25 protein-coding genes, 2 tRNA genes and 1 rRNA gene are annotated in these 25,456 nt (G+C 39.7%); all 28 read right to left on the minus strand.

All coding sequences use genetic code 11. The features are described 5' to 3' along the window. Positions 1-195, minus strand: a 16S ribosomal RNA gene (locus B0I26_RS14855); the annotation flags it as partial. Between the two features lie 592 nt (positions 196-787). Further along, positions 788-2,272: a lysine--tRNA ligase gene (lysS, locus tag B0I26_RS14860; protein WP_111646202.1), complete on the minus strand. Its 1,485-nt coding sequence runs from the start codon at positions 2,270-2,272 to the stop codon at positions 788-790. Positions 2,273-2,351: 79 nt separating this feature from the next. After that, a complete protein-coding gene (dusB, locus tag B0I26_RS14865) occupies positions 2,352-3,353 on the minus strand; it encodes a tRNA dihydrouridine synthase DusB (RefSeq protein ID WP_111646203.1) in 1,002 nt (333 codons plus the stop codon). A 29-nt stretch (positions 3,354-3,382) separates the two neighbouring features. After that, complete coding sequence (locus tag B0I26_RS14870) at positions 3,383-3,598, minus strand: helix-turn-helix domain-containing protein (RefSeq protein WP_111646204.1); 216 nt, start codon at positions 3,596-3,598, stop codon at positions 3,383-3,385. After that, entirely contained in the window at positions 3,550-4,077 is a 528-nt protein-coding gene (gene folK / locus B0I26_RS14875) for a 2-amino-4-hydroxy-6-hydroxymethyldihydropteridine diphosphokinase (RefSeq protein WP_111646205.1), read from the minus strand. Before folK ends, B0I26_RS14870 begins: the two co-directional genes overlap by 49 nt. Continuing rightward, positions 4,078-4,437 carry a dihydroneopterin aldolase gene (gene folB / locus B0I26_RS14880; protein WP_111646206.1) on the minus strand — a complete coding sequence of 120 codons (360 nt, stop codon included), beginning with the start codon at positions 4,435-4,437 and terminating at the stop codon, positions 4,078-4,080. Then, a complete protein-coding gene (gene folP, locus B0I26_RS14885) occupies positions 4,430-5,269 on the minus strand; it encodes a dihydropteroate synthase (protein WP_111646207.1) in 840 nt (279 codons plus the stop codon). The genes folB and folP overlap by 8 nt, the downstream gene beginning before the upstream one ends. After that, positions 5,266-6,141, minus strand: coding sequence for an aminodeoxychorismate lyase (pabC, locus tag B0I26_RS14890; protein ID WP_111646253.1), 876 nt, complete (start codon positions 6,139-6,141; stop codon positions 5,266-5,268). Before pabC ends, folP begins: the two co-directional genes overlap by 4 nt. 2 nt (positions 6,142-6,143) lie before the next feature. Next, a complete protein-coding gene (gene pabA / locus B0I26_RS14895; RefSeq protein ID WP_111646208.1) occupies positions 6,144-6,722 on the minus strand; it encodes an aminodeoxychorismate/anthranilate synthase component II in 579 nt (192 codons plus the stop codon). A gap of 5 nt (positions 6,723-6,727) precedes the next feature. Beyond that, positions 6,728-8,152, minus strand: coding sequence for an aminodeoxychorismate synthase component I (pabB, locus tag B0I26_RS14900; protein WP_111646209.1), 1,425 nt, complete (start codon positions 8,150-8,152; stop codon positions 6,728-6,730). A gap of 199 nt (positions 8,153-8,351) precedes the next feature. Continuing rightward, positions 8,352-9,278, minus strand: a complete 927-nt coding sequence (cysK, locus tag B0I26_RS14905) for a cysteine synthase A (protein WP_111646210.1) — start codon at positions 9,276-9,278, stop codon at positions 8,352-8,354. 87 nt (positions 9,279-9,365) lie between these two features. Next, the gene (gene hslO / locus B0I26_RS14910; RefSeq protein ID WP_111646211.1) at positions 9,366-10,256 is read right to left on the minus strand and encodes an Hsp33 family molecular chaperone HslO; all 891 of its coding nucleotides are present in this window, start codon (positions 10,254-10,256) and stop codon (positions 9,366-9,368) included. Between the two features lie 22 nt (positions 10,257-10,278). Further along, complete coding sequence (locus tag B0I26_RS14915; RefSeq protein ID WP_111646212.1) at positions 10,279-11,052, minus strand: type III pantothenate kinase; 774 nt, start codon at positions 11,050-11,052, stop codon at positions 10,279-10,281. Between the two features lie 206 nt (positions 11,053-11,258). Further along, complete coding sequence (gene ftsH, locus B0I26_RS14920) at positions 11,259-13,157, minus strand: ATP-dependent zinc metalloprotease FtsH (protein ID WP_111646213.1); 1,899 nt, start codon at positions 13,155-13,157, stop codon at positions 11,259-11,261. 106 nt (positions 13,158-13,263) lie between these two features. After that, positions 13,264-13,809 carry a hypoxanthine phosphoribosyltransferase gene (hpt, locus tag B0I26_RS14925; protein WP_111646214.1) on the minus strand — a complete coding sequence of 182 codons (546 nt, stop codon included), beginning with the start codon at positions 13,807-13,809 and terminating at the stop codon, positions 13,264-13,266. Positions 13,810-13,830: 21 nt separating this feature from the next. After that, positions 13,831-15,216, minus strand: coding sequence for a tRNA lysidine(34) synthetase TilS (gene tilS / locus B0I26_RS14930; RefSeq protein ID WP_111646215.1), 1,386 nt, complete (start codon positions 15,214-15,216; stop codon positions 13,831-13,833). Positions 15,217-15,307: 91 nt separating this feature from the next. Then, complete coding sequence (locus B0I26_RS14935) at positions 15,308-16,285, minus strand: serine/threonine protein kinase (RefSeq protein WP_111646216.1); 978 nt, start codon at positions 16,283-16,285, stop codon at positions 15,308-15,310. Then, on the minus strand, positions 16,251-16,988 hold the full coding sequence (locus tag B0I26_RS14940) for a VWA domain-containing protein (protein WP_111646217.1): 738 nt from the start codon (positions 16,986-16,988) through the stop codon (positions 16,251-16,253). The genes B0I26_RS14935 and B0I26_RS14940 overlap by 35 nt, the downstream gene beginning before the upstream one ends. Before the next feature lie 59 nt (positions 16,989-17,047). After that, positions 17,048-19,519, minus strand: a complete 2,472-nt coding sequence (gene spoIIE / locus B0I26_RS14945) for a stage II sporulation protein E (protein ID WP_111646218.1) — start codon at positions 19,517-19,519, stop codon at positions 17,048-17,050. A 170-nt stretch (positions 19,520-19,689) separates the two neighbouring features. Beyond that, positions 19,690-19,761: transfer RNA gene (locus B0I26_RS14950), tRNA-Glu, on the minus strand. A 10-nt stretch (positions 19,762-19,771) separates the two neighbouring features. Beyond that, a tRNA-Met gene (locus B0I26_RS14955) sits at positions 19,772-19,848 on the minus strand. 152 nt (positions 19,849-20,000) lie between these two features. Then, positions 20,001-20,399, minus strand: coding sequence for a S1 domain-containing RNA-binding protein (locus B0I26_RS14960; RefSeq protein ID WP_111646219.1), 399 nt, complete (start codon positions 20,397-20,399; stop codon positions 20,001-20,003). An 89-nt stretch (positions 20,400-20,488) separates the two neighbouring features. Continuing rightward, a complete protein-coding gene (locus B0I26_RS14965; RefSeq protein WP_111646220.1) occupies positions 20,489-20,860 on the minus strand; it encodes an FtsB family cell division protein in 372 nt (123 codons plus the stop codon). Positions 20,861-20,875: 15 nt separating this feature from the next. After that, complete coding sequence (gene yabQ, locus B0I26_RS14970; RefSeq protein ID WP_111646221.1) at positions 20,876-21,508, minus strand: spore cortex biosynthesis protein YabQ; 633 nt, start codon at positions 21,506-21,508, stop codon at positions 20,876-20,878. After that, positions 21,505-21,810, minus strand: coding sequence for a sporulation protein YabP (yabP, locus tag B0I26_RS14975; RefSeq protein WP_111646222.1), 306 nt, complete (start codon positions 21,808-21,810; stop codon positions 21,505-21,507). The genes yabQ and yabP overlap by 4 nt, the downstream gene beginning before the upstream one ends. A gap of 100 nt (positions 21,811-21,910) precedes the next feature. Then, positions 21,911-22,177, minus strand: coding sequence for an RNA-binding S4 domain-containing protein (locus B0I26_RS14980; protein ID WP_111646223.1), 267 nt, complete (start codon positions 22,175-22,177; stop codon positions 21,911-21,913). Between the two features lie 12 nt (positions 22,178-22,189). Then, the gene (gene yabN / locus B0I26_RS14985; protein ID WP_181502925.1) at positions 22,190-23,653 is read right to left on the minus strand and encodes a bifunctional methyltransferase/pyrophosphohydrolase YabN; all 1,464 of its coding nucleotides are present in this window, start codon (positions 23,651-23,653) and stop codon (positions 22,190-22,192) included. A 3-nt stretch (positions 23,654-23,656) separates the two neighbouring features. Further along, positions 23,657-25,270: a putative polysaccharide biosynthesis protein gene (locus tag B0I26_RS14990; protein WP_111646225.1), complete on the minus strand. Its 1,614-nt coding sequence runs from the start codon at positions 25,268-25,270 to the stop codon at positions 23,657-23,659. Positions 25,271-25,456: the final 186 nt, after the last annotated feature.

Genomic DNA, 25,456 nt, shown 5'->3' on the forward strand with positions numbered 1-25,456 from the left:
CATGCGGTTTTCGGTATTATCCGGTATTAGCTCCGGTTTCCCGAAGTTATCCCGGTCTGCAGGGCAGGTTGCCCACGTGTTACTCACCCGTCCGCCGCTAACCTCAGGGAGCAAGCTCCCTTTGGTCCGCTCGACTTGCATGTATTAGGCACGCCGCCAGCGTTCGTCCTGAGCCAGGATCAAACTCTCCATAGAAAGAGTTGTCTAGCTTCTAATGTCTAGCTTCAGCTCGCAGCGCCTCGCGGAAAATAACCTTCCTCCATCGACATACAAGTATGTCTCGTCGGAAGAACATTTTCCTCCCGGCGCTAAACGCTCGCTTCCGCTTTTCTTATTGTCTAGCTTCAGCGCCTAGCTCTCTTCTGCCAAATAACCTTCCCCCTCGAAGTGCAAGCACTTCTGCGGGTGAAGAACATTTGGCTTTGAGAGCTAACCGCGGCGCTTCCGCTTTTCTTTGTAGACGCTTCGTTTTGTTCAGTTTTCAAAGAACATTCATTACAGTCGCCTACAAGCGACTTTCTTAATATATCACTTCAAACTTTTATTGTCAACAACTTTTTTATACTTTATTCATATTATTTTTCACGTCTCAAAAGCGACGCTTATTTAATGTATCATGATGATATAAACAAGTCAATAATATTTTGTAAAAAAATTTTAAGCCGAGGCTGACTCAAAAGCAAAGTGTCAAACCTTCCCCCATCATATATAGGACATAAAAACACTATATATTTTGGGTATACGCGAGGGTCAAACACTTATGGAAGCAGCCCCGACTACAAATTTATTATTTATTACGCATTTGTGGGAATAACAACACATCACGAATAGATGGAGAATTAGTCAATAGCATAACAAGACGGTCAATACCGATACCCAAACCACCTGTTGGCGGCATACCGTATTCTAATGCTTCAATAAAATCTTCATCCATTTCATGCGCTTCATCGTTACCTTGTTCACGCTCTTTTAATTGAGCTTCAAAACGTTCTCTTTGATCAATCGGATCATTTAGTTCAGTAAATGCGTTTGCATGTTCACGACCAACGATAAACAACTCAAAACGATCGGTAAACCGCGGATCATCCGGATTTTTCTTTGCCAACGGTGATATTTCCACTGGATGACCATAAATAAATGTTGGTTGAATAAGCTTGTCTTCTACTTTTTGTTCAAAGAACTCGTTTACAATATGTCCAAATGTCATATGTGGAGCAACTTCTACACCGTGTTCTTTTGCTAAAGCTCTTGCTTCTTCATCGCTCATTTCCTTCCAGAAGTCTACCCCAACATATTCTTTAATGGCATCTACCATATGGAGTCGTTTCCACTCAGGTGTCAAATCAACTGTATGTTCTCCATACTGAATTTTCGTTGTACCTAATACTTCTTGGGCAATATGAGCGATCATATTTTCAGTCAGTTTCATAATATCTTTGTAATCTGCATATGCTTCATATAGCTCAAGCATAGTAAACTCCGGATTGTGACGTGTAGAAATACCTTCGTTACGGAACACACGGCCAATTTCATATACTTTTTCTAATCCGCCAACAATTAGACGTTTCAAATGCAACTCAATCGCAATGCGCATATACAACGGAATATCTAATGCGTTGTGGTGAGTAATAAACGGACGAGCCGCTGCACCTCCGGCGATGGAATGCATCATCGGTGTTTCTACTTCCAAATAACCATGACTATCTAGATAGCGACGCATTGATTGAATAATTAAACTGCGCGTAATAAACGTATTTTTGCTTTCCGGATTCATAATTAAATCAAGGTAACGTTGGCGATAGCGTTGTTCAATATCTTTTAAACCATGATATTTTTCCGGAAGCGGACGCAATGATTTCGTCAGCAATTCATAAGAAGAAACCCTTATTGATAATTCGCCTACTTTTGTTTTGAAGACCGTGCCGTGAACGCCAACAATATCACCCAAATCGGAAATATCGAACACTTCATATTGCTCTTCACCCACATCATCTCTACGAACATAGATTTGAATTTGTCCTGTTACATCTTGAATGTGGGCAAATCCGGCTTTACCTTTACCGCGCTTAGTCATAATCCGACCGGCAATGGCAACCTTAATTTGTTTCTCTTCTAATTCTTCTTTTGATAAATCTCCATATAATTCAAAGAGTTCTTGTGCTTTATGCGTGCGTTCAAAACGTTTTCCAAATGGATCTAAGCCTTTTTCTCTTAGTTTACGCAGCTTTTCACGACGGACTAACAGTTGATCATTTAATTCTTCATGACTCATGCCATTCACTCCATTGTACATTTTATATTTACAAGAATACTGCCAGCAAACGAGCTGGCAGTCGGTGTAATCAAATTCATCATACAGCTTGGGCACTGCTTTGTTGCTTTTCTTCTACCTCTGCCGCAAAATTGGTTAAAAGTGAGACAAGTTCTTCACGCGTGCTACACTCGTTAATCGCATTGCGAATCTTCGCATTTCCACGAATGCCTTTTAAATACCAAGCAGCATGTTTGCGCATTTCTTTTACTGCAATATGTTCATTTTTTAATGCGATTAAACGATCCAAGTGCAAAATACATACATCAATCTTTTCTCGGACAGACGGTTCAGGGATGAGCTCTCCTGTTTCTAAATAACGTACAGTACGATAAATCATCCATGGATTTCCAAGAGCAGCGCGTCCAATCATTACACCATCCACGCCTGTTTCTTCCAGCATTCTTTTTGCGTCTTGTGGAGTTTGTACATCCCCGTTTCCAATGACAGGAATACTTACTGCTTCTTTTACTTGCTTAATAACATTCCAATCTGCTTTTCCTTCATACATTTGTGCTCTTGTTCTTCCATGAACAGCAACTGCTTTACCCCCGGCACGCTCAACAGCCTGGGCATTTTCGACCGCATAAATATGATTTTCATCCCAGCCGATCCGCATTTTCACTGTAACTGGTTTCTCTACTGCATCGACAACCGCAGCCACTACATCGTAAATTTTGTTAGGGTCTAACAACCATTTCGCACCAGCATCGCATTTTGTAATTTTCGGAACAGGGCATCCCATATTGATGTCAATAATATCGGCATTTGTATTTTTATCAACAAATTTTGCTGCTTCGACTAACGTTTCTTTTTCGCCGCCAAAAATTTGCAAACTTAATGGTTTCTCCCGCTCATCAATATATAACATCTCTATCGTTTTTTGGTTATTAAATACAATCCCCTTATCGCTAACCATCTCCGCACAAACAAGGCCAGCTCCGAATTCTTTCACTGTTAAACGAAAGGCAGAATTGCAAACCCCCGCCATCGGAGCCAATACAACAGGATTCTTCATTTCAATATCACCGATTTTTAACATGTTCCATCCTCCCTTCTTTTTAAAATGGATTAAGTATGATGTTTCGGTGGAGAAAGCTCTTCTACTGTGATATTTAACCGTTCAGCCACCATCTGCAAAAACTGCTCTGTTGGCAACCGGTTACCGCGCTCTATTTCGCCTAAAACAGACACAGACACTCCCAATTTTTTAGCAAAACTTTCCTGTGTATACCCTTTTAGTTTTCGAAAAGCGCGAATACGTCTTCCCCACTTTTCTGCTTCCATATACGAACCCCTTCTTTGTCAGGTAATTCATCTATTATCAACAATAGACTTTTTTCATTGTTAGGAATATAAATATTAGGATTAAGCTCTAAAAGCGGCACTAACACGAATGCTCTCTCCAACATGCGAGGATGCGGAATGATAAGTTGCTCTGTCTCAATATTTTCTTGATTATACAATAAAATGTCAAGGTCTAACGTTCTTGGCCCCCAGCGAATCACCCGTTTTCTTCCAAAATCATCTTCAATTTTCCGCGTCACTTCTAATAACGCAAACGGAGAAAGGGCCGTTTTGACTCGGACAACCATATTTAAAAAATAATCTTGTTCTATGTAGCCAACTGGTTCTGTCTCATAGATTGAAGATGTATCAACAACAGAAATTTGTTCATGCTCATCTAATTTTTTTACTGCATCATGCAAATACTGAAGGCGATTGCCAATATTTGATCCAAGAGCAATATATGCATTATTTACCATTTAACGACCCCTTACTATTTCTACTGCCACTGACTCATAATGTCCTTGTATGGGCGGATTTGGTTTTATTACTTTTACTGTACAATTAGAGATGGATGGAAAATCAGCCAAGATGGTAGCAGCAATTTTCTCAGCTACTGTTTCAATCAACTTAAACGGCTTTCCTTCAACAATTTCCCGACAGATACGGTACAGTTCCGCATAATTAATCGTATCATTCAAATCATCGCTTTGCCCTGCTTTTCTTAAATCCATTTCAATAACTAAATCTACCAAAAACACTTGCCCCAATTTATTTTCTTCCGGAAACACACCGTGATAGCCGTAAAATTGCATCCGGTTTATATAAATTTTATCGATTATGTTCCCCTCCTTTACCGAGCATCACATCCATCATTTTCGCCATTCGGGCAATTGGCAGCACATCATGAACGCGGACAATTTGTACACCTTTCGCAATTCCAAGACAAACGGTAGCTCCCGTTCCTTCAACGCGCTCGTCTGTAGGCAAGTCTAGAACATGCCCAATAAACGACTTCCGCGATGTTCCCAGCAAAACAGGATATCCTAATTCGGTAAATTGTTCTAAATTACGCATCACTTCAAGATTATGTTCAAAAGTTTTTGCAAAACCGATGCCGGGGTCTAAAATGATTTTCTCATCTTTCACTCCCGCTTTTTTTACGATTGAAATGCTTTCAAACAAATCAGCTATCATATCAGCTATCAGGTTCTTATAATCTCGATTATGGCGATTATGCATAAGAATAATCGGGACGTTATAATAAGCGGCTACTTCCGCCATTTGTGGATCGGCTTTTGCTCCCCATACATCATTAATGATATGCGCACCCGCTTCAATCGCCTGTTTCGCAACCTCTGCCTTATACGTATCTACAGAAATCGGAACGTCAACTGCTTCTGACACAGCTTTAATTACGGGAATAACACGTCTTAGTTCTTCGTCTAACGGCACCTTCTCCGCTCCAGGTCTCGTTGATTCGCCGCCGATATCAATAATATCCGCCCCATCAGCGACTAGCTTTTTCGCATGTTCCACTGCAAGGTCAATCGCATTAAATTTACCGCCATCGGAAAAGGAGTCGGGGGTCACATTTAAAATGCCCATAATGAGCGTTTTATGTTGGAGATTTAACTGATAAGAACCGCAGTCGATAATAAAATTGCTCATTCCTTTTCGATCCTTTCTTTCAATTCACATCTTGTCCATAAAGACGTTGTAAAACGCTGATATTGTTGTTTTAACATTTTGCTTAATGAACCTTTAACCCCCGGATACATCCGGGTATTTAACTGCCGAACGGGAACAATTTCTTGAATCGAATTGGTTAAAAATATTTCGTCGGCCTGCTCTAGCTCATTAAGCTTATACAATCCTTGTTCGTACTCAATTCCTAATGCGGAAAGCAGCGTTAAAACAAATTGTCTTGTAATACCGTTTAAAATCCCCGTGTCAAGCGAAGGAGTATAAACAATATCATTTTTTACCCAAAAAATATTGGAAACAATCCCTTCGGCTACAAAGCCGGATTCAGTGAGAAAAATCCCCTCTATGTTAGGATGATTCCCAATTTCCCGTTTGCCAAAAATATTATTTAAATAGTGATGAGATTTTAAACGCTTTTCTCCCTCTGGACTATTTCTTCGTGTGTTTAAAATCTTACATACCTTTTCATTGGAAGAAAAATGCGGAACAGGCTTCATATAAATAATAATCGTCGGCTCTTCATACTCATTCGTCTGTAAGCCTAAATCGCCTATTCCCGCGGAAACATTAAGGCGTACATAAGCGTCTTTCAATTTGTTAGCTTCTAGTAACTGTTGAATGATTTCTACAACTTCAGCGCGCTTTAATTGTAGCTTAATATTTACCTCTTGCAAGCTATCGTTTAAACGTTGAAGATGATCATCTAATAAAAAAGGATGCCCTTCATAAGTGCGAAATGTTTCAAATAAACCAATTCCATACATAAAACCGTGGTCAAACGGCGAAATGCGCGCCTCCTCTTTTTTGACAATGTGGCCATTTACGTAAACGTACATCATTATCGAACCCTTTTATACTGGTCAATAAAGTTTTTTAACATCTCTAATCCATGGCTTGTCATAATTGATTCCGGATGGAATTGGACACCTTCAATCGGTAATGTTTTATGGCGAATTGCCATAATTTCATCCGCATCCGTCCAAGCGGAAATTTCAAAGCAGTGTGGCAGTGTTTCTTTTTTGACAATGAGCGAATGATAACGAGTAGCGGTAAACGGTTGAGGTAAGCCTGTGAAAATCGTTTTTCCATCGTGAAAAATTTGCGATGTCTTTCCGTGCATTAACAGCTCTGCCCGCACAACATCTCCGCCAAACACTTGAGCGATCGACTGATGGCCAAGGCACACCCCAAAAATCGGGATCTTTCCGGCAAAATGTTCAATCGCTGCCATGCTAATTCCCGCCTCATTCGGACTGCATGGACCAGGCGAAATCATTAAAAATTCCGGGCTCAGCTCTTCTATTTCCTTAATGGTTATTTCATCATTTCGTTTAACAATTAATTCTTCTCCTAATTGCCCTAAATATTGTACTAAGTTATACGTAAATGAATCGTAATTATCAATCATTAAAATCATCTTTCTCACCTCATGCTCATAGATTCTTGCTCTGCTTCGCTCAGCTCTTTTGCTTTCCAAAGGGCAAATGCTTTTTTCAAACACTCTTTGTATTCGTATTCGGGACGGGAATCAATAACAATTCCTGCTCCTGCCTGAACATGCGCCAGTCCATCTTTAGCAATCATCGTGCGAATGACAATATTGAGTTCCATGTCCCCGTTAAAACCAATCCAGCCAATGGAGCCTGTATAAATACCGCGACGCACCGGTTCCAATTCTTCAATAATTTCCATCGTACGTACCTTTGGCGCCCCCGTAATCGTCCCGCCTGGAAAAACCGCTTGAATGACATCAAATGCATCTTTTCCTTCCGCTAACTCCCCCGATACATGAGAAACAATGTGCATCACATGGGAGTATTTTTCAATCGTCATAAATTCATCTACTTTCACCGTTCCGTATTTACACACGCGACCTAAATCGTTTCGTTCCAAATCAACTAACATGACATGCTCGGCCCGCTCTTTCTCGTTATTCATTAATTCACTGGCAATCGCCATGTCCTCCTGCGGCGTTGTTCCCCGTGAACGTGTACCAGCAATAGGTCTCGTACTGATTTTATCACCTTTTTTCCTGACAAGCAGCTCAGGTGAACCGCTGACAATTTGAAATTCAGGGAATTGCAAATACGCCATATACGGAGATGGATTAAGCAGACGAAGCTTTTCATAAATCGAAAGAGGATGAGTGAACAGCGGCTTCGATTGTCGCACCGATAAATTAACTTGGAACACATCTCCTTGCGCAATATAATTTCTTACTTTCTCAACCGCTTCTATAAATTGTGCTTCTGTCATGGAAACAGATTCGGCTGCTTTCGTCGGAACAAACGGAAGTGTTTCTCGATCACTTATACGTTCGCGCCATAATGATTCATACAAGGATAGACGTTTTTCCGCTTTATCTTCCTCTCCTTCGATATAATGGGTAATGATATGCAATGTTTCCGTAAGATGATTATAAATAAACACATCATCAAAAATCAGAAAATATAAATCGGGAATTTGTAAATCGTCCTCGGCCCAATTAGGTAAACGTTCAATATAGCGCGCACAGTCGTAGCTGATATATCCGATTGCCCCGCCTTGAAAATCAGGACCGTCAACAAGAGGTTTTGTCTGAAATTGCGCAAACCACTCTTTCATGAGAAGCAACGGATTTCCTTCGCGTTGTTCCTCTTGTCCTTTATATTGAATTATAAGCTTATTCCCTTTTCCTTGAACAATTCCAACCGGCCGAAACGCTATAATGCTGTATCTTCCAGCGCGGCCGCTTTCTAGTAATACATGGCATGGCTCGTTTTTCGCTAAATGTTTATATTGTTGGAACCAGTCTCGGTGTTTATACGGAATTTTACGCTCTGCTGCCATTCTCGTTTGCTCCAACATTGTTGTCACTCTCCTAATGCTGTTACTCATAAGCCTATTGTACAATGAATGAAAGCTCATATCATAATAAAAAAATTTCGACAGGGAACGATCTCCCTGCCGAATTCGTGTAATACTGTTCCAGCCAACGGCAATCTCAAGATGAAAGATGCTATCAGAAACTTTACAAGGTGCGAAAAATTCTGCTGAATGCGGCGCTTTATTCTTCAAATTGATATAGCGGTGTGCTTAAATAACGTTCACCGTTACTTGGAATAATCGCTAAAACTTTTTTCCCTTTCCCTAACTGCTTTGCCACTTTTAATGCGGCGTGAATGGCAGCACCCGAAGAAATACCGCCTAATATTCCTTCTTCTCGCGCAGCACGGCGGGCCGCTTCAAATGCTTCTTCCGTTTTTACTGTAATCACTTCATCATAAATATTGGTATTTAAAATGTCTGGAACGAATCCTGCGCCAATTCCTTGAATTTTATGCGGTCCAGGTTTTCCGCCGGAAAGCACTGGTGAATCAGCCGGTTCTACCGCATAAATTTTGATATTTGGATATTTTTCACGCAACACTTCGCCAGCACCGGTAATTGTTCCACCTGTACCAATACCGGCAACAAATGCATCAAGCTGCTCTCCCATTTGCTCGACAATTTCAGGGCCCGTTGTCAAACGGTGAATTTCTGGGTTTGCTTCATTTTTAAACTGCTGCGGCATAAAATAGCCATGTTCATTTGCAAGTTCTTCTGCCTTGCGAATGGCTCCACGCATTCCCTCACTTCCAGGAGTCAAAACAAGTTCTGCTCCATAAGCACGCAATAAATTTCTGCGCTCTAAGCTCATCGTATCAGGCATGACAAGAATCGCCTTATATCCTTTTGCCGCAGCAACCATCGCCAAACCGATACCTGTGTTTCCGCTTGTCGGCTCGATAATTGTATCTCCCGGCTTAATTTTTCCTGCTTTTTCTGCCGCTTCAATCATTGACAAGGCAATTCGGTCTTTTACACTGCTTCCCGGGTTCATAAACTCCAGTTTTAAATATACTTCTGCACTATCCTCATCAACAAGACGATTTAGTTTGACAACCGGCGTTTGTCCGATTAGCTCTGTAATCGAATTTGCTACGCGTACCATATGATCCACCCCTAATCCCGAGTAATTTTATAAAATTTGTAAACAATGTATCAATTATTTTCTAAATTGTCAATTATTTTGCATAAATTATTCATGATGACCTTCAGCAAACCGTTTTAATTCCTCTAATTCTTCTTTTGTAAAATGATATGTCTCATTACAGAAATGGCACGATGCTTCAGCATGTCCTTCCTCTTCAATGATTTCTTGAATTTCTTTCGCTCCAAGGCTAATAATGGCATCCGCAATTCTCTCTTTTGAACAACGGCACACGAAAGCAACAGGGAGTGTTTCGAGAATTTTCACATTATCTTTTCCTAACAATTCATATAGTATTTCTTCTGGCGTTAATCCTTTCTCAACCATCTTGGAAACAGGCGGAATCGACTTTAATCTTTTTTCGATTTCATCAATCGTTTTCTCCTCTGTTCCCGGCATTAATTGAAGAATAAAGCCCCCTGCAGCGAGAATCGTATTATCAGGGTTAACGAGCACACCGACACCAACAGAAGAAGGAGTTTGTTCGGAAGAAGCGAAATAATAAGTAAAATCTTCCCCTAATTCACCAGAAATAATCGGTACTTGACCAGTAAAATAATCGCGTAAGCCTAAATCTTTTACAACCGTTAACGTCCCCGCGGTCCCAACAGCTCTAGCAACATCAAGCTTTCCATATTGATTTAACTCAAAATGGACTTGAGGGTTAGAAACGTAGCCTCTTACCTCGCCTTTAGCGTTGCTGTCAACAAGAATGGTGCCGATCGGACCACCGCCTTCAATTTTTATCGTTAGTTTACTATCTCCTTTCAACATCGCTCCCATCATAACACCCGCGGTCATCGCCCGACCAAGAGCCGCTGAAGCAGTCGGCCATGTTTGATGACGGCGCTGCGCTTCATTAATTGTTGTTGTTGTACGTACCGCATATGCTCTTACTTGTCCATTATATGCTAGTGCTTTCACTAAATAGTCTGACATGTTATAAACTCACCTTTCATCATTATCTTTTCTCGACGTTTTTTGCATATAAAAGCTGTAGTCCTTTTAATGTTAAAAACGGGTCAACGATATCGATGACTTTTGACTCTTCCGCAATAAGAGGAGCTAAGCCGCCCGTCGCAATCACTTTAGGCGGAACCGGACTTTGCGCCTTCATCCGTGATACAATTCCCTCCACTTGTCCGACATAACCGTATAATATCCCCGCCTGCATCGCGCTAACCGTGTTTTTACCAATAATATCATCGGGGCGGGCAATTTCGATGCGCGGCAATTTCGCAGCGCGGGAATATAATGCTTCTGTAGAAATCGTAATTCCCGGTGCAATCGCTCCTCCCATATATTGTTTATGCTCATTTATGTAGCAATACGTAGTAGCGGTGCCAAAATCAACGATAATAAGCGGACTTCCATATAAATGGATGCCGGCAACAGCATTTACAATTCGGTCTGCGCCCACTTCTTTTGGATTATCATATTTAATATTTAATCCTGTTTTAATCCCAGGTCCGACGATAAGCGGCTTGATTTGGAAATATTTCATACACATGCGTTCAAGGGCAAACATGATTGGTGGTACAACAGAAGAAATAATGATACCATCAATGTCAGAAAAATTGAGACCAACATGATTTAGCAGCGATTTAATAATCATGCCGTATTCGTCTTCCGTTTTGCTCCGGCTTGTCTCAATACGCCAATGATGCTTTAACTCTTCCCCTTCATATACCCCTAAAACCGTGTTTGTATTCCCTACATCCAAAACAAAAATCATCGCTTCATCCCCACTTCTTACAAATTTCTGCTTTTTTCATCATATCATAAGTGATCGTGAACAAGACAAATAATTAGATTGAAAAAAAGGGGCTGACCCGAAAGTGTCTGACCTCACGCACAACTCATCATATATAGTGATTTATCCAATGTTATATACTATATATTGTGGTTGTGGGATCTGACACTTGGCTTAGGGTCAGCCTCTTATTCTTCGTCTTTTTTCGTGTGAATGTTTACTTTTACATCGTCCGCTTTTTGTTCAGCGCTATTTTCTCCATCGTTAGGAAGAGTGCCGTGCTCAAATAAATGTTTAATTTGCTCTGCATTTAATGTCTCTACCTGTAACAATGTTTTCGCAATTAACTCAAGCTTGTCACGCTGCTCTGTTAAAATTTGCTTTGCTCTTTCATAGCATTCTTTAATAATGCGTTGAATTTCTAAATCAATTTCATAAGCGATTTGATCGCTGTAATTTTGTTCATTATGAAGGTCGCGGCCTAAAAAGACATGGCCGTGAGATTGACCGAACTGCATCGGTCCGAGTTTTTCGCTCATTCCAAACTCTGTTACCATACGGCGAGCAATGCTTGTTGCACGCTGGAAGTCATTGTGGGCTCCAGTACTTACTTCACCAAACACAATTTCCTCGGCAACGCGGCCGCCTAACAAGCCAGTAATTTTATCTAAAAGCTCCGGTTTTGTCATAAAGTAACGGTCTTCTTTCGGGAGCATCACCGCATAGCCGCCCGCTTGCCCGCGCGGTACGATCGTTACTTTATGGACCATATCAGCTTCGTCAAGCACCATACCGATAACTGTATGTCCCGCCTCATGGTAAGCGACAATGTTGCGCTCTTTTTCGGAAATGACACGGCTCTTTTTCGCCGGCCCGGCAATGACGCGGTCTGTGGCCTCGTCAATGTCGCTCATGTCAATTTTCTTCTTGTTTTGACGCGCTGCTACGAGCGCTGCTTCATTCAGCAAATTCTCTAAGTCAGCCCCTGAAAATCCAGGTGTTCGCATCGCAATCGCCTTTAAGTCAACGGATTCATCTAAAGGTTTGTTGCGCGCGTGAACTTTTAATACCTCTTCTCGTCCCTTTACATCCGGACGGTCGACTGTAATTTGTCGGTCAAAACGTCCCGGACGCAATAAAGCAGGGTCTAAAATATCCGGACGGTTTGTCGCTGCAATAATAATGATCCCCTCATTACCGCTGAAACCATCCATTTCAACAAGCAATTGGTTTAATGTTTGCTCGCGCTCATCATGTCCTCCGCCAAGACCGGCACCGCGTTGACGACCGACTGCGTCAATTTCATCAATAAAGATGATACACGGAGCATTCTTTTTCGCTGTCTCGAATAAGTCGCGCACACGTGACGCACCGACACCGACGAACATTTCAACGAAATCAGAACCGCTGATCGAGAAAAATGGAACGCCTGCTTCTCCGGCAACCGCACGCGCCAATAACGTTTTACCTGTACCAGGCGGACCAACAAGCAGAACACCTTTTGGAATACGTGCGCCGAGCTCGACAAATTTGCGTGGATCTTTTAAAAACTCTACAATTTCAATAAGCTCTTGTTTTTCCTCATCAGCGCCAGCTACGTCTTTAAAGCGAACCTTTTTCTTTTCTTCATTATACAGTTTCGCTCTGCTTTTACCGAAATTCATTACCCGGCTGCCGCCGCCTTGCGCTTGGTTAAGCAAGAAGAAAAACAAAATAAAAATAATGACAAATGGAATAATGGAAGTGAAGAAAGTCACCCAACCGCTTGTTTCGTCTGCCGGCATCACTTCTACTCTCGCCCGCTCAGCAGCTGCATCAATCCGGTCAAGAACTTGCTCACTATTAACAACATACGTTGAGAAATATTGGTCTTCTTCATAAGTCTTTAATTGACCTCGTATTTCATATACGCCACGCTCTGGCTTCATTGAAAGCGATTTAACATCGCCATTTTCCAAATGTGTCATAAATGCATCATATGTCATCGGTTCGGTCCGTTGATTGCTTCCATTAAAGAAACTAACAACGCCAATGACAACAAGAAAAATCAATAAATAAAATATCGTATTACGGAAGATCCGATTCATTTCTTACCTCCTCCCACATCAAACACGCTATACTCAATAGTATCATAGAAAATCATTCCAATACAACAAATTGCCTTGTCTTCTGCAAAGTCTCCTCAATAAAAAATTATTTGCTGTACACTTCCGGCTTTAACACGCCAATATATGGAAGATTGCGGTATTTCTCGCAGTAATCCAAGCCATATCCAACAACAAATTCATCAGGTACAATAAACCCAACATAGTCGGCTTCAATATTTGCTTTGCGTCCCGACGGCTTATCTAAAAGAGTGACAATTTTAATCGACTTTGCCTTGCGATATCGGAATAGTTCAGCTAAATAGCTCAATGTCAAGCCGCTGTCAATAATATCTTCAATGATAAGGATGTCGCGGCCCTCAACAGAAGTATTTAAATCCTTTAAAATTTTTACCTCTCCAGATGAAACTGTCGCATTCCCATAGCTTGATACGTCCATAAAATCCATTTCTAAATATGTATCCATATTTTTTAATAAATCAGCCATAAACGGCATAGCACCTTTGAGTACACCAACAGCTAACGGAAAACGGCCCTCATATTCTTTCGTAAGCAATTGACCTAATTCTTTTACCTTTTGTTGAATTTGTTCCTCTGTAATCAATACTTTTTCAATATCTTGATTCATGCTCATACTCACTTTCCTCCCAGATGTTCATTGCTCCTTATAGTGTAATACAATATAGCGCTTTTTTGTAATATCAGTTGCTTCATAAATTGATTTTTTTAAACAAGGAAGCCATAGGATATTCCCAGCTCCATCTTCAACAATCGGCCATCCTTCTCTTTCCGCTAAAGGAATTTTCGCATCAATAAAAATATCTTTAATCTTTTTTGTACCGTTTGTCCCCTTTAAAGTCATTCGGTCACCAGCACGCCGTGTTCGAACGCATAGAGGAAGCGATACAGATTCCGAATCGATAATAAATACATCATTTCCCGTAAGCTCCTTAGGATAGTGTTCCCAAACTTCGCTAATGATTGCATATCCGTTCGGGAGAGGTACAACAGAAGGAATTTCGATTTTTAAATGATACGTATCCATTTCCTCTTCTTGGAACGTAAACGTGCAAATATCATACGAGCGAATAATTTTTAAACCGTTTGGAAAATCCAACCTTCCTGATGGACGTTGACGATCTAAAAAAGTTAAAAAACTGCTTATATGTACAGAGGATAAATCAGGAGGAATATCCTTATAAAGATAGTTTAATATTAGTTGAATCCCTCTTCTTTGTAAAGGTTTAGGCATTGTCTTGAACGGTTTAATTTGCAGTATGATTTTTCCTTGTTGTCTTTTAATTACCTTATTCAGTGCCTGCAAAGTTAATTCCTCTAAAAAAGCTTCATCCTCTGTCACCATTTCGCTATAGTGTTGAAACCGTTCATGCACATTTTGGTTTTCTTTTTTTAATAAAGGAACAATGTAACGGCGAAATCGATTTCTTGTATAATTATCTTTCTCATTGCTCGGATCATAGCGAGGCTGTAATTGATGTTCCTCGCAATACGCTTCTATTTCGTCCCGGCTAACAGACAAAAGGGGACGAATAATGTAACCTCGACCAAACTTTCGTTTTACAGGAATTCCTCCATATCCTCTTCCAATGCTTCCTCTCACAAGCCTCATCAAAATCGTTTCAATTTGGTCATCTCCGTGATGGCCAAGCACCAAATAACGGGCAGAGTACTTTTCCATAACTTCCTCAAAGAAGCGATATCGGCATTCTCGCGCTGCCGCTTGAGCACTTAGCCGCGAACGCTTTTGAAATCCCGGGACATCCATTTGTTTCGCTTCACATATAATACCGAACTGAGCGCAAAAATGTTTCACAAACTTCATATCTTCTTCGGATTGTTTACCGCGGAACATATGGTCGACATGAGCAGCGATAATATGAAGCTGAAATTCATTTTGCAATTTTGAAAATATATGCAATAAAGCAAGCGAATCAGGACCACCGGAAACGCCGATTACCACTGTAGAGTTAGGGGCGAGCAAATCGTGTTTCTTTAAAAATAAACGAACTTTCTCCAACATATTGTTACATACCTCTTTGCAGTTTATCTATCCACCTTCTTAATCGTATCACTAACAAAAAAATTTCTCAAAAGAGAACGTTTATAAATGATTACAATAATTCCCCATATAAATACATCACGTACATAAACAGGAGAAACATAACAATAAGAGCTGTCTCTAAAATCCCGCTGTGTTTTTTTCTTTTTTGATACCTTTGTTGAACGGCTCCTTTTCTACTTTGGTTTGCACGGCTGTTTGTTTTCGTGCGGGACGATTCGTCCATCACGACAGCCATTAGCTCGTGATGCATTTCTCTTGCATGATCATATTTACCGGCAATAGCACGCATGAGCACTTTTCGATACTTTCGCAGCGTTTCATCTGCGTCAATCATTTTCATTAATTGTTCACGCCCATTTCCTTTTTTTTCAAAACGTTTCAAATAACATGCGTTCATCATAATCATGGCGACAGAAAACAAATCATACGACGGCTCTGCTTTGCGCGAACCCATTCCCCAATAACCACGGTCATAAAATTCAGTGAATTCTTTAATAGCTCTTCCTTTTAAAGTCGTTCCCCCAACATCAAGCAACCGAATTTTCGGGGCTTGGCCAACGACTAATAAATTTTCCGGCTTTAAATCGCCAAACACCCATCCTTCTTGATGAAGTTTTTCTAAATCAGAAAGAAGTTGCAAAATAAGAACGACAATCCACTCTTTTCCTCTTTTTTGAATAAATGCAAGGAAATCTTCACCTTTTATATATTCCATAACATAAAAACAAACTATCTTTTTACCATAAGGGTCAAACCAATCATCGACATCTAACAAAGAAGGTCCAAGGGCAACTCCCTGGACCTTGGAAAAATGTTTTAATACATTTACTTCTGAAGTAATTGCCGTACTATTATCACTTAATTTCACCGCTACAAGCCCTTTTGGACTTTCGGCTAAGTAAACAACTCCGTTCGCTCCTTTGCCTAACGGCTTTATTATTTTATAAGAATGTTTGTGCCATTTTCCAACAATGACATACCCTGATGGGAGTTTACATAGATGATTCTTCAAAGTATTGTTCATCACCAGATATCAGGCTCCTTAATGAACGCTTTTTCTTAAAATAAGTCAACGCTTCACGCAATGCTGGTCCTGTAGGGGTAAGTCCCCCTGATGTAAGCTTAGGGAAAACAGTTGATAACGCTTCAAGCTTTGGTGTCCAATCTAGGATTTTCTCAACGTCTCCCCGTTTTCCTGGAAATACAAAAACAGCAAAATGATTATCTCCAATGCGCGCATTAAGGCTAAGCGATAAATCAAACAAGGCCTCTTTTACAGTCGGTAATTTTGTTTTCATACTTCCGCTTGTATCTACTAATATTAAAACTTCTAATTCAACGGTTTCCCCAAGTTCATCAACGACTTCCATTACTTCACCGCGCTTTTCCGGCGGCAAATCTTCCATTGTCACGTCAGAGCCTAAAATCTGTTTTAACTCCCTGTTTATAACCCCTTGTAATGTTTGTGTCATCGCTTTTCTCGTTACCATTTGCACTGTTTGTGACAACTGCTTCGCATAAACAACTTGACTGACACCGCCCCCTGACATCGCAATTCCCTCAATTTCGCGCAAACCGCTTTCATCAATTGTATCTTTGTCAAGTACTCCGATCACATTTACCGTAATTCCCTGCTCTCTTGCCAATGCGGCCATCGCTACCGGATCTTCACCATGATTGGAACAACCGTCTGTAATTAAAAGAATTTGCTTTAACGTTCCTTTGCGCACCTTTCATTCCCTCCTTTTGTCTATTACCATCATCGCCGGAATGAAAGGATTTTATACTTTTATTGCGCTTTTTTCATGTACGTATAGGCAGGTATTGTCGCCCATTTTGGTGTATTGTGCTTAATTTTGGCGACAACAATCGTCATATCATCTTCAATTCTTCCTGAGCATGTTCGAATGACTTCTTCCATAATGAGATCAGCGACTTCTTGCGGATCATTTGTTTGTAGCTCCTTAATTTTCCGTTTCATCCAAACATCGTAATTTTCTACATGAGCAGGCCCTTCAAAAACACCATCGCTCATCATAATTAACAAATCTCCTGCTTTTAATTGTTCGCTGACTACTTCAAACTCAAATTCTTTAATAATTCCCATTGGTAAATTGCTCGCTTCGATTTTAATGACTTTGTCACCTCGTTTTACAAAGCTTGGGGTCGAACCAATTTTCAAAAATTTTGTTGACGCATCTTGTAAATCAATCATTGCTAAATCGAGCGTTGAAAAAATTTCATCTGTCGTTCTTAACGAAAGAATCGAGTTAATTGATTTAATGGCAACCTTCTCTTCAATACCTGTTTGCAGTATTTGCTGTAAAAGCCTCAATGTTTCATTGCTTTCATTATGAGCTCTTTCGCCATTTCCCATTCCATCGCTAATCGCTATCGCATATTTACCGGCACCGAGTTCAATCATTGAATAACTGTCGCCAGATATGAATCCTCCACCTTTTGCCGCATGGGCAACTCCTGTTTCAATAACAAATGCTTTCGCAGAACCAAAAGCAACATGACAATATCCATTAGGATACGCTGCACACTCTTCTCTTTTAACAACAATCGTTTCTCCTAAAATATCAGAAAGCATCGGTGCAATGAGCTTTTCGCACTCACCGCGTCCATCACAATACGGAATGCTCATTTCGATATCAACATTTCCTTTTTCTAATCTGTAAATATCAACATGTCCGATTTCCAAACCAAACTCTCGTAATGCCTCAAGAATTTGTTCTTCCTGCAAATAATGGTTTTCACGCTCCCTTTGAATTTCGTTCGCAAAATCCTCCATTACTTGTGAAACACCCATTAATTGTTCAGCAACAAGTTTTCTGCTTTCATTGACTTGTTTACGCAGCTTTTTATTCGCTTGATAATAGCTGAATTCTTTTTCAATTAACTCAACAACTTTTTTCGATTTTACACAATGTTTATCCCACTCACCAGCCAATTTATGATTAAGCTTTTTTGTATCTACTTCAAGCATAATTTGTTTCATGTATTCATAAGTTATATCAAACTGCTGGGACCAGCATTGCTCTTTTTTAAAGCATGTTTGGCATGTTTTCCCAGCTATATTACTCAGAAAATAATCGATTTCTCTTTCTTGATAGTCATCTTCTGAAGCTAATCGGTAATTGGAAAAGCTGTTAGCTAACGCTTGAAACACTCGGGAAAATTCAGCGACACGATGAGCAGTGACATCACGGATTTTTCTTACATATTGCTGTTGCTCGTTTGCATGCTCAACAGTACCAGGAATATGCTTTGCAACTTTTTCTGTTAACGACTTTGATGTAAGCATAAATAATATAACGGCAATCATTGATTCAGTCACTGTTGGGATAATTTCCGCCTTCCCCTCACCATATAAGCCAATTAACAACGTAGCAACGATCAGTCCAAATGAAACACCTATTTTTCTTCCATCTTTTAACAATCCACCCAAAAGCCCGGCAAATGCTAATAAACTCATCTGATATAGACTATCGACATTAGCCAAACTTAAAATTAAACCTGTAACCACCCCTACTGTTGAGCCAATCGTCGCTCCTGCCACAAAAGCAAATAATATTACAAGATAACGCGACATAATATGTTCTAAAGATAAGTCTTGCAATGACCAGCCAATTGTACCGGTTAACATGGAAGCAAGAAGAATAATAATTGAAATAATTTCCTCTGGCTTTAATAATTGTTTTCGCTTATGCACCGTCAGCAGTGGAACGCTTTGTAAAAAAATGAGAGTTAAAATAAAGCTAAGCCCTGATTCGACCAACGCCATAACGATTTCATATACCGTCCAATTGTTTGAGAGAAAATAAATGATCGTTAATTTAATTGAAAAAGATGTAAAAAAAACAACGAAAGGCATCGCTTTAATAGAATCACTTACAAATTTTTTGGTAATATGATTGAAAATGAAAAATCCGAACATACTTGTAAAAATGAACAAAGTTGTTTCAAATGATAATGTTAAAGCCCCTGCTGTCAAAGCGATAAACGCTAAGCCAGCTTTATCGCGCTGCATGATATAAACCGCAGCAAAAAAAGGCAAAGCAAATGGAGTAATTTTTGATAAGATAAGGGCTCGTCCCAGCAAAAAGCCAATAATAAGCAAAATAAACCCTTTATGCAGTAAAAGATGCTCCATTCTTAATTTAAGACGACGAGTCCAGCGAAAAAATACTGTCCGAGTTTGCTCCAGCGGTATGTCCGAAAATTGATTCATTAAATTTCTTGCTACTCTTTCCATAATCAATTCACTCCTCCGTTTTATATTAATCCTATTATATAGTTAGAATGATCAAAATTTTGTCAAAACAAGAGGAGGATAAAAAAAACCCTTCGACGAAATTCACCGTAACACGAGATAAAAAAACAAAAAACACCGATTTCGTAAAGAAATCGGTGTTTTTATACCGATGACCCGTACGGGATTCGAACCCGTGTTACCGCCGTGAAAGGGCGGTGTCTTAACCACTTGACCAACGGGCCATTTCTGTATTGGTAGCGGCGGAGGGAATCGAACCCCCGACCTCACGGGTATGAACCGTACGCTCTAGCCAGCTGAGCTACGCCGCCATACAACGATAATTATTGTAATAGTTTTATTTTCGCTAGTCAATACTTTTTATTCATTTTTTTCATTTTTCAAATGAAAAAGCACCCATTCGAATGGATGCTAGTAAAAACGCTCTTTATCTAACCTGCCATCTATATTGTTCAGCAGCAAGTTAACCGCGTCTTGCGCCACGACCTCCTCGTTTTGATTCAGTGTGACGTTTGAGGGAAGCTAAACGATCTTCGCTTTCCTTTAAAAAGCGACTAATTTTTTGTTCAAAACTTTCTTTGGAAGAACGATCGTTTGCCTTATTACGCAAGCGTTGTGCTGAAGTCTGTTCTTTTGCTTTTTTAATCGATAAGCCGATTTTGCCATCTTTCTCAACATTAATTACTTTTACCTCAACTACGTCGCCTACTTTGAGGTGGTCGTTAATATCCTTCACATAGTTATCCGCTACTTCACTAATGTGAACTAAACCTGTTGAGCCTTCTGGCAGCTCCACAAACGCTCCAAATTTCGTAATGCCCGTTACTTTGCCTTGTAACTTGCTGCCTACTTCCATTGACATAAAAAAAGTGCTCCTCCTTAAAATCTCAAAATCAATTTTCTTCATTATACATAATGAAAAAAACAAGTGTCAATAAGCCAAGAGCCCACTCATTCTTCAGGAACGGAAAAAATAATTTCTCCCTCTTTAGAAAGAAAATAATTTTTGCGAGCAAGTTCAGCAATATATTCATCATCATTAAGCTTTTTAATTTCTTCTTTTAATTGCTGTTCTTCCTTTTTAAGTTTTTCCAGCTGTTGTTCCAGCTTCTGTTCTTCTTCTATTTTCGCCTCAATATTGGCAGATTGAGAGATGAGTGTATACAAAAGAGCAGAAGATATCGCTAAAAGAATGCCGCTGAGCAATGTAAAGCGGATGATCGCCATACGTCGTCTCCGCATAGCTCTTTTTTCTTTTCTTTCCTGTTCTAGCACATAAGATGACCGAATTTTTGTCACTTTGTTTTTCTGTAATACACTCATCTTTCTACCTCCATCTTATTTTCGGCGTTTCTCCCACCATTTTTGTACGATACTTTTCACATTCTTTCCTTTAGCAATAACTCCTGCAAATTTCCGAAAAAACTTTTCTATATTGATTCGCCAATTAGCTGGAACAAACCGCCATAATAAGCAGAAAAGCCATTTTATCGGGATAAAAATGATTCGCAACATCATTTTAATAAGCTTATATAACATGCTGGCCATCAATAACAATATTCGTCCGCCTGTCATTAATAAGGCAAGAAAAAATTGAAACATAAATTGAAGAGGACGGACAATTACATAATAGCATGTCCTTACACAGAAACGGTACATGGTTACACATGTCTGAATAATAAATTCGAGAATCTTTCGGTAAATGGCGCGAAATAAGCTTTGGTAAGCTGCATAACCGCATAATAACGCTAAAAAAATATAAAAGCGAAGTTCACCTTCATTTATAGACAATAACGCATAAAACACAGTCAGACCTTGAATCACCCAAAAAAGAATATCATTCATAAAAACAACCCAATGCGCTCGTTTCTGCCTCTGCAAAAAGCGACCGTAAGTGTCAACAGCCGCTCCAAGATAAATTCCCATGCCAATCATCGTCAGCATGGTTATAAACTGGGTTGTTAAACTCATTTGAACAACTTGCTAAAGAAACCTTTAGCTTTCTCCGGATGTTGATCGTCTAAATAGATCATTTCAAAAATTCTTCCTTTAATCGAGACGACTCCTTTATCCACGTCTAAATTTTTCATTTGTAAATTTTGACCGCGAATCGATAAAAATCCCATTACGGTTTCTAATAGAAATTCCTCATTATCGAAACTTTCCACCTGTTTGACTCCAGTAATGTCAAGAAGACGCCTTCCGCGCATAATTAAATCATGGTCCTGAATAGGCCCCTTATTGTTAGAACCAAATTCATAATGTTGATTCATACCAATCCCCCGCATTCACATTTAAACTAAGAGGGCTTATCCCTCTCATGTTTGTACCATATGTATGAATGCGGGAAGATTTTTAGAACAAGCTATATTGTCATATGTCCGCTTCCATTCGTTCTTCTTTGATCACTTCATAAAGAGTTGCCGCATCTTCTTTTCGAGCCGTTTCCTGTAGATTTGTAATTTTTACCGTGACTAACTTTTGTCCGAACTGAATCGTTAATTCGTCACCTACTTTTACATTTGAGCTCGCTTTTGCTGTCACGCCATTAATTTTAATCCGTCCCTGATCAGCGACTTCTTTTGCTAGAGTACGGCGTTTAATTAAACGTGAGACTTTTAAAAATTTATCTAGACGCATTCCATTTCCCCCTTATAAACCTTTTTCTTTCGCCTCTTCCCAAAAGGCATCTAATTGTTCCAATGTTAATGATGTGATATCCCAACCACGTACTTTTACCTGCTCTTCTATATACGTAAAACGACGATAAAATTTTTCGTTTGTCATGGCCAATGCCTCTTCTGGATTAATTTTGTAGAATCTTGCAATATTGACAAGCGCAAATAGTAAATCACCAAACTCATTAATCAGCTTTTGACGATGCTTACCTTCTACAGCCTCTTGTTGAAATTCAGCTATTTCTTCGTTTACTTTCTCCCACATCGGTTGAATATCCGGCCAATCAAAACCAACTTTCGCTGCTTTGGCTTGAAATTCATACGCTTTTAATAAGCCTGGTAAACTTTTCGCCACCTCATCAAGTAAAAAGGCCGTTTTCTCCCCTTTTTCCTCCGCTTTAATACTTTCCCAGTTGCGGACAACTTCATCAGCATTTTCTACTGCTACATTGCCAAATACGTGAGGATGACGGCGAATCATTTTTTCGGTAATGCTATAAATAACATCTTTAATCGAAAATATTCCCTCATCTTCACCAATTTGCGCATGCAACATGACTTGCAAAAGCACATCCCCTAATTCTTCAATTATGTTGTCATCATCCTGTCTGTCAATGGCATCCAACAGCTCATACGCCTCTTCGATCAAATATTTTTTTAATGATTCATGTGTCTGTTTGCGGTCCCATGGACAGCCGTTCGGTCCTCTTAACGTGGCAATGACGCGGCGCAATGTTTCAAAACGATGATAAAGCAACGCTTCATCTTTAACCGGCGGTACATAGACGCTTGTTAAATTATTCAGTTCCGTTACCCGATCTAATTCATATAAAGGAACTTTTTTAATTTGTTCATTTTTGCTTCCGGCAGCCGTCACGACATATACTTCATATTCATCAGGCAGCTCTTCCATCAAAGAAAGCTTCACGTCAGAAGCAATAAATTGGTCATATACTTGGCAAAAAATCATATGCTGTGTCAGTTGCAGTTTATCGCTGCGAAAATCGGTTGCATCAATGAATTGAAACCCTTCAATCGGATCAATTTTTAATGACGCAAATAAAGCATCTAAAAAGCTTTGCCCGCCTTCTATCACCACTTTGCATAAATTTTTGCTCTCTGCCTCTAAAAGCAGCTGTACCGTCCGTTCGGCAACAAGAGGGTGACCAGGAACAGCATAAAATACATTCGATGTTTTGACTTGCTTCAATAAAATGTCGACAATTTCTTCATAAACCTTTTCAAAAGAATCATGCTTTTCATATACATCATCAAATGATTGGAACTGAATCCCTTCTTCTATTAATCCATATACAGCAGGATGTTCCTTCGTTCGCAAAAAAAGCGGCGATGCTTTTTGCAGTTTGCGATAAACTCCAAGCGGTAACTGTTCTAAATCACCAGCACCTAAACCTAATACGAAAATCGTATTCATCACTCATCACCTATCATTTTTAAATAAAAACTTCATTGCCTTCTCTCCAAATGGGAGAAGGGACAGTTCTTGTTTGGAAAACACGTTTCCTTTCAAAACGGCTATAATGTAAAAACACCCCCCTGCAGCAACACCGACTAAAGCCTGCACAGAGGCAAAGAAGCGGGTTGTCTGCCACCCAAAAGCAAACTTACTGCTTGTCCATAAATAAAATTGTAATAAAACTATCATTGCTAACAATGCAAGCAAAATTCGAAAGGTCATTTCTTTGTTTATCAAAGAGCTTTTTATATTTTTTCTTAATGTATAGTATAAAAGAGCAAAAACCGTCATGTAAGAAATAAGTGTTGCTATGGCAGCACCAGCGATTTGATACATTGGTATAAGCCATAGATTAAGCAGCCACTTCATAAGCACTCCGATTAACACTGCAAAAACAGGAGCCCATTGATGCCCTAATCCTTGCAAAATTGCCGCCATTGTTAAAGCCAGTGACGTAAATAAAATGGAACCACTTAAAATCGCTAGTTCAAAGGAGCCGGAAGCATCTTTAAATAACATAATATTTGTTGGTTTAATAATACAAGCAAGTCCTGCTGCTGCACCTAATCCAATAACAATGCCAACTCGAAAAGAAAGACGGATTTTTTCCTCAATAAATCGTTCATCTCCCCGCTGCTTTGCTCCGGAAATTAACGGAACAAGCGTTAAAGAAAAGGCAGTAGCAATGACCGTTCCAAGTTGAATAAGCGGTTGCCCCCGGTCATATATTCCTTTCAATACTTTGGCCGTCTGTTCTTCGATACCTGTTGATACTAACAATGAAAAAAGGGAAAGCGCATCGACAAACTGTATTAATATGAGCATCATGTTTGCTATACAAATGGTAAAACCTTGAACAAACAAAATGAAAATAATTTTTTTCGTATCTATATTCGTCTTTTTTATCACTGTTTTCTTCCGTTTCGTACCTCTTTTAAACCAATAAGCGGTTAAGAAAAGCAATGCGGCAAACCCGCCTGTCAGAGAACCAAAGATAGCTCCGGCTCCTGCTTCGTATATAGTGTGACCGCTTTTTAGCAGCACATATACGGAAAGCAAAATCGTTGCTACGCGAACAAACTGCTCGGCTATTTGAGAAACCGCTGTCGGCACCATGTTGTTTCTGCCTTGAAAATAGCCTCTTAATACGGAGATAAAAGGGAAAAGTAAAAAAGAAAACGAAATAATTTGGATAAGCAAAGATAACTCTTTGTCCCCCATCAACTGGGCAATCCAATCTGCACCAATATACAAAATACTAAACCCAATCATACCTATTATTAACAAAAAATACAAAGAGATTTTTAAAATATATGTCATTCCCTCGTCATCTCGCTCAACATCGCGCTCGGCAATCATTTTTGAAATGACGACTGGATAACCATAAGTGGCAAGCGCAATAACGACTCCGTAAAAAGGATAAACTTGCTGATAAATATAAAATCCGACATCACCAGCAATGTTTTGATAAGGAATGCGATAAAACGCACTTAACATTTTCGTTACAAAAGCGGCAAGCGTGAGTGCAAGCGCTCCCCGCCATATTCTTCTTGTTTGTGACTCTGGTTCAAGAGTCATTTTTTTTCACCTTCCACTATAAATTAACGTTCACATTATATCACAAATTCCTTTATCGGGATTTTTCAGCAAAAGAAAAAGGCAGCTGTGTGCTACCTTTTACAAAAGTATCTGTTTCCTCCGCTTTTCAGTGATATCTAGCTCCGGCACCTAGCTCTCTGTGCCAAATAACCTTCACTCTCGAAG

The organism is Paranoxybacillus vitaminiphilus (genome assembly GCF_003259935.1).
GTDB classification, from domain to species: Bacteria; Bacillota; Bacilli; order Bacillales; family Anoxybacillaceae; genus Paranoxybacillus; species Paranoxybacillus vitaminiphilus.

What these genes read in the sequence shown, in the direction of transcription:
- lysS (WP_111646202.1), bottom strand. Translation starts at nt 2,272, where the DNA reads ATGAGTCATGAAGAATTAAATGATCAACTGTTAGTCCGTCGTGAAAAG.
- dusB (WP_111646203.1), bottom strand. Translation starts at nt 3,353, where the DNA reads ATGTTAAAAATCGGTGATATTGAAATGAAGAATCCTGTTGTATTGGCT.
- B0I26_RS14870 (WP_111646204.1), bottom strand. Translation starts at nt 3,598, where the DNA reads ATGGAAGCAGAAAAGTGGGGAAGACGTATTCGCGCTTTTCGAAAACTA.
- folK (WP_111646205.1), bottom strand. Translation starts at nt 4,077, where the DNA reads ATGGTAAATAATGCATATATTGCTCTTGGATCAAATATTGGCAATCGC.
- folP (WP_111646207.1), bottom strand. Translation starts at nt 5,269, where the DNA reads ATGAGCAATTTTATTATCGACTGCGGTTCTTATCAGTTAAATCTCCAA.
- pabC (WP_111646253.1), bottom strand. Translation starts at nt 6,141, where the DNA reads ATGTACGTTTACGTAAATGGCCACATTGTCAAAAAAGAGGAGGCGCGC.
- pabA (WP_111646208.1), bottom strand. Translation starts at nt 6,722, where the DNA reads ATGATTTTAATGATTGATAATTACGATTCATTTACGTATAACTTAGTA.
- pabB (WP_111646209.1), bottom strand. Translation starts at nt 8,152, where the DNA reads ATGTTGGAGCAAACGAGAATGGCAGCAGAGCGTAAAATTCCGTATAAA.
- cysK (WP_111646210.1), bottom strand. Translation starts at nt 9,278, where the DNA reads ATGGTACGCGTAGCAAATTCGATTACAGAGCTAATCGGACAAACGCCG.
- hslO (WP_111646211.1), bottom strand. Translation starts at nt 10,256, where the DNA reads ATGTCAGACTATTTAGTGAAAGCACTAGCATATAATGGACAAGTAAGA.
- B0I26_RS14915 (WP_111646212.1), bottom strand. Translation starts at nt 11,052, where the DNA reads ATGATTTTTGTTTTGGATGTAGGGAATACAAACACGGTTTTAGGGGTA.
- ftsH (WP_111646213.1), bottom strand. Translation starts at nt 13,157, where the DNA reads ATGAATCGGATCTTCCGTAATACGATATTTTATTTATTGATTTTTCTT.
- hpt (WP_111646214.1), bottom strand. Translation starts at nt 13,809, where the DNA reads ATGAGCATGAATCAAGATATTGAAAAAGTATTGATTACAGAGGAACAA.
- tilS (WP_111646215.1), bottom strand. Translation starts at nt 15,216, where the DNA reads ATGTTGGAGAAAGTTCGTTTATTTTTAAAGAAACACGATTTGCTCGCC.
- spoIIE (WP_111646218.1), bottom strand. Translation starts at nt 19,519, where the DNA reads ATGGAAAGAGTAGCAAGAAATTTAATGAATCAATTTTCGGACATACCG.
- B0I26_RS14960 (WP_111646219.1), bottom strand. Translation starts at nt 20,399, where the DNA reads ATGTCAATGGAAGTAGGCAGCAAGTTACAAGGCAAAGTAACGGGCATT.
- B0I26_RS14965 (WP_111646220.1), bottom strand. Translation starts at nt 20,860, where the DNA reads ATGAGTGTATTACAGAAAAACAAAGTGACAAAAATTCGGTCATCTTAT.
- yabQ (WP_111646221.1), bottom strand. Translation starts at nt 21,508, where the DNA reads ATGAGTTTAACAACCCAGTTTATAACCATGCTGACGATGATTGGCATG.
- yabP (WP_111646222.1), bottom strand. Translation starts at nt 21,810, where the DNA reads ATGAATCAACATTATGAATTTGGTTCTAACAATAAGGGGCCTATTCAG.
- B0I26_RS14980 (WP_111646223.1), bottom strand. Translation starts at nt 22,177, where the DNA reads ATGCGTCTAGATAAATTTTTAAAAGTCTCACGTTTAATTAAACGCCGT.
- B0I26_RS14990 (WP_111646225.1), bottom strand. Translation starts at nt 25,270, where the DNA reads ATGACTCTTGAACCAGAGTCACAAACAAGAAGAATATGGCGGGGAGCG.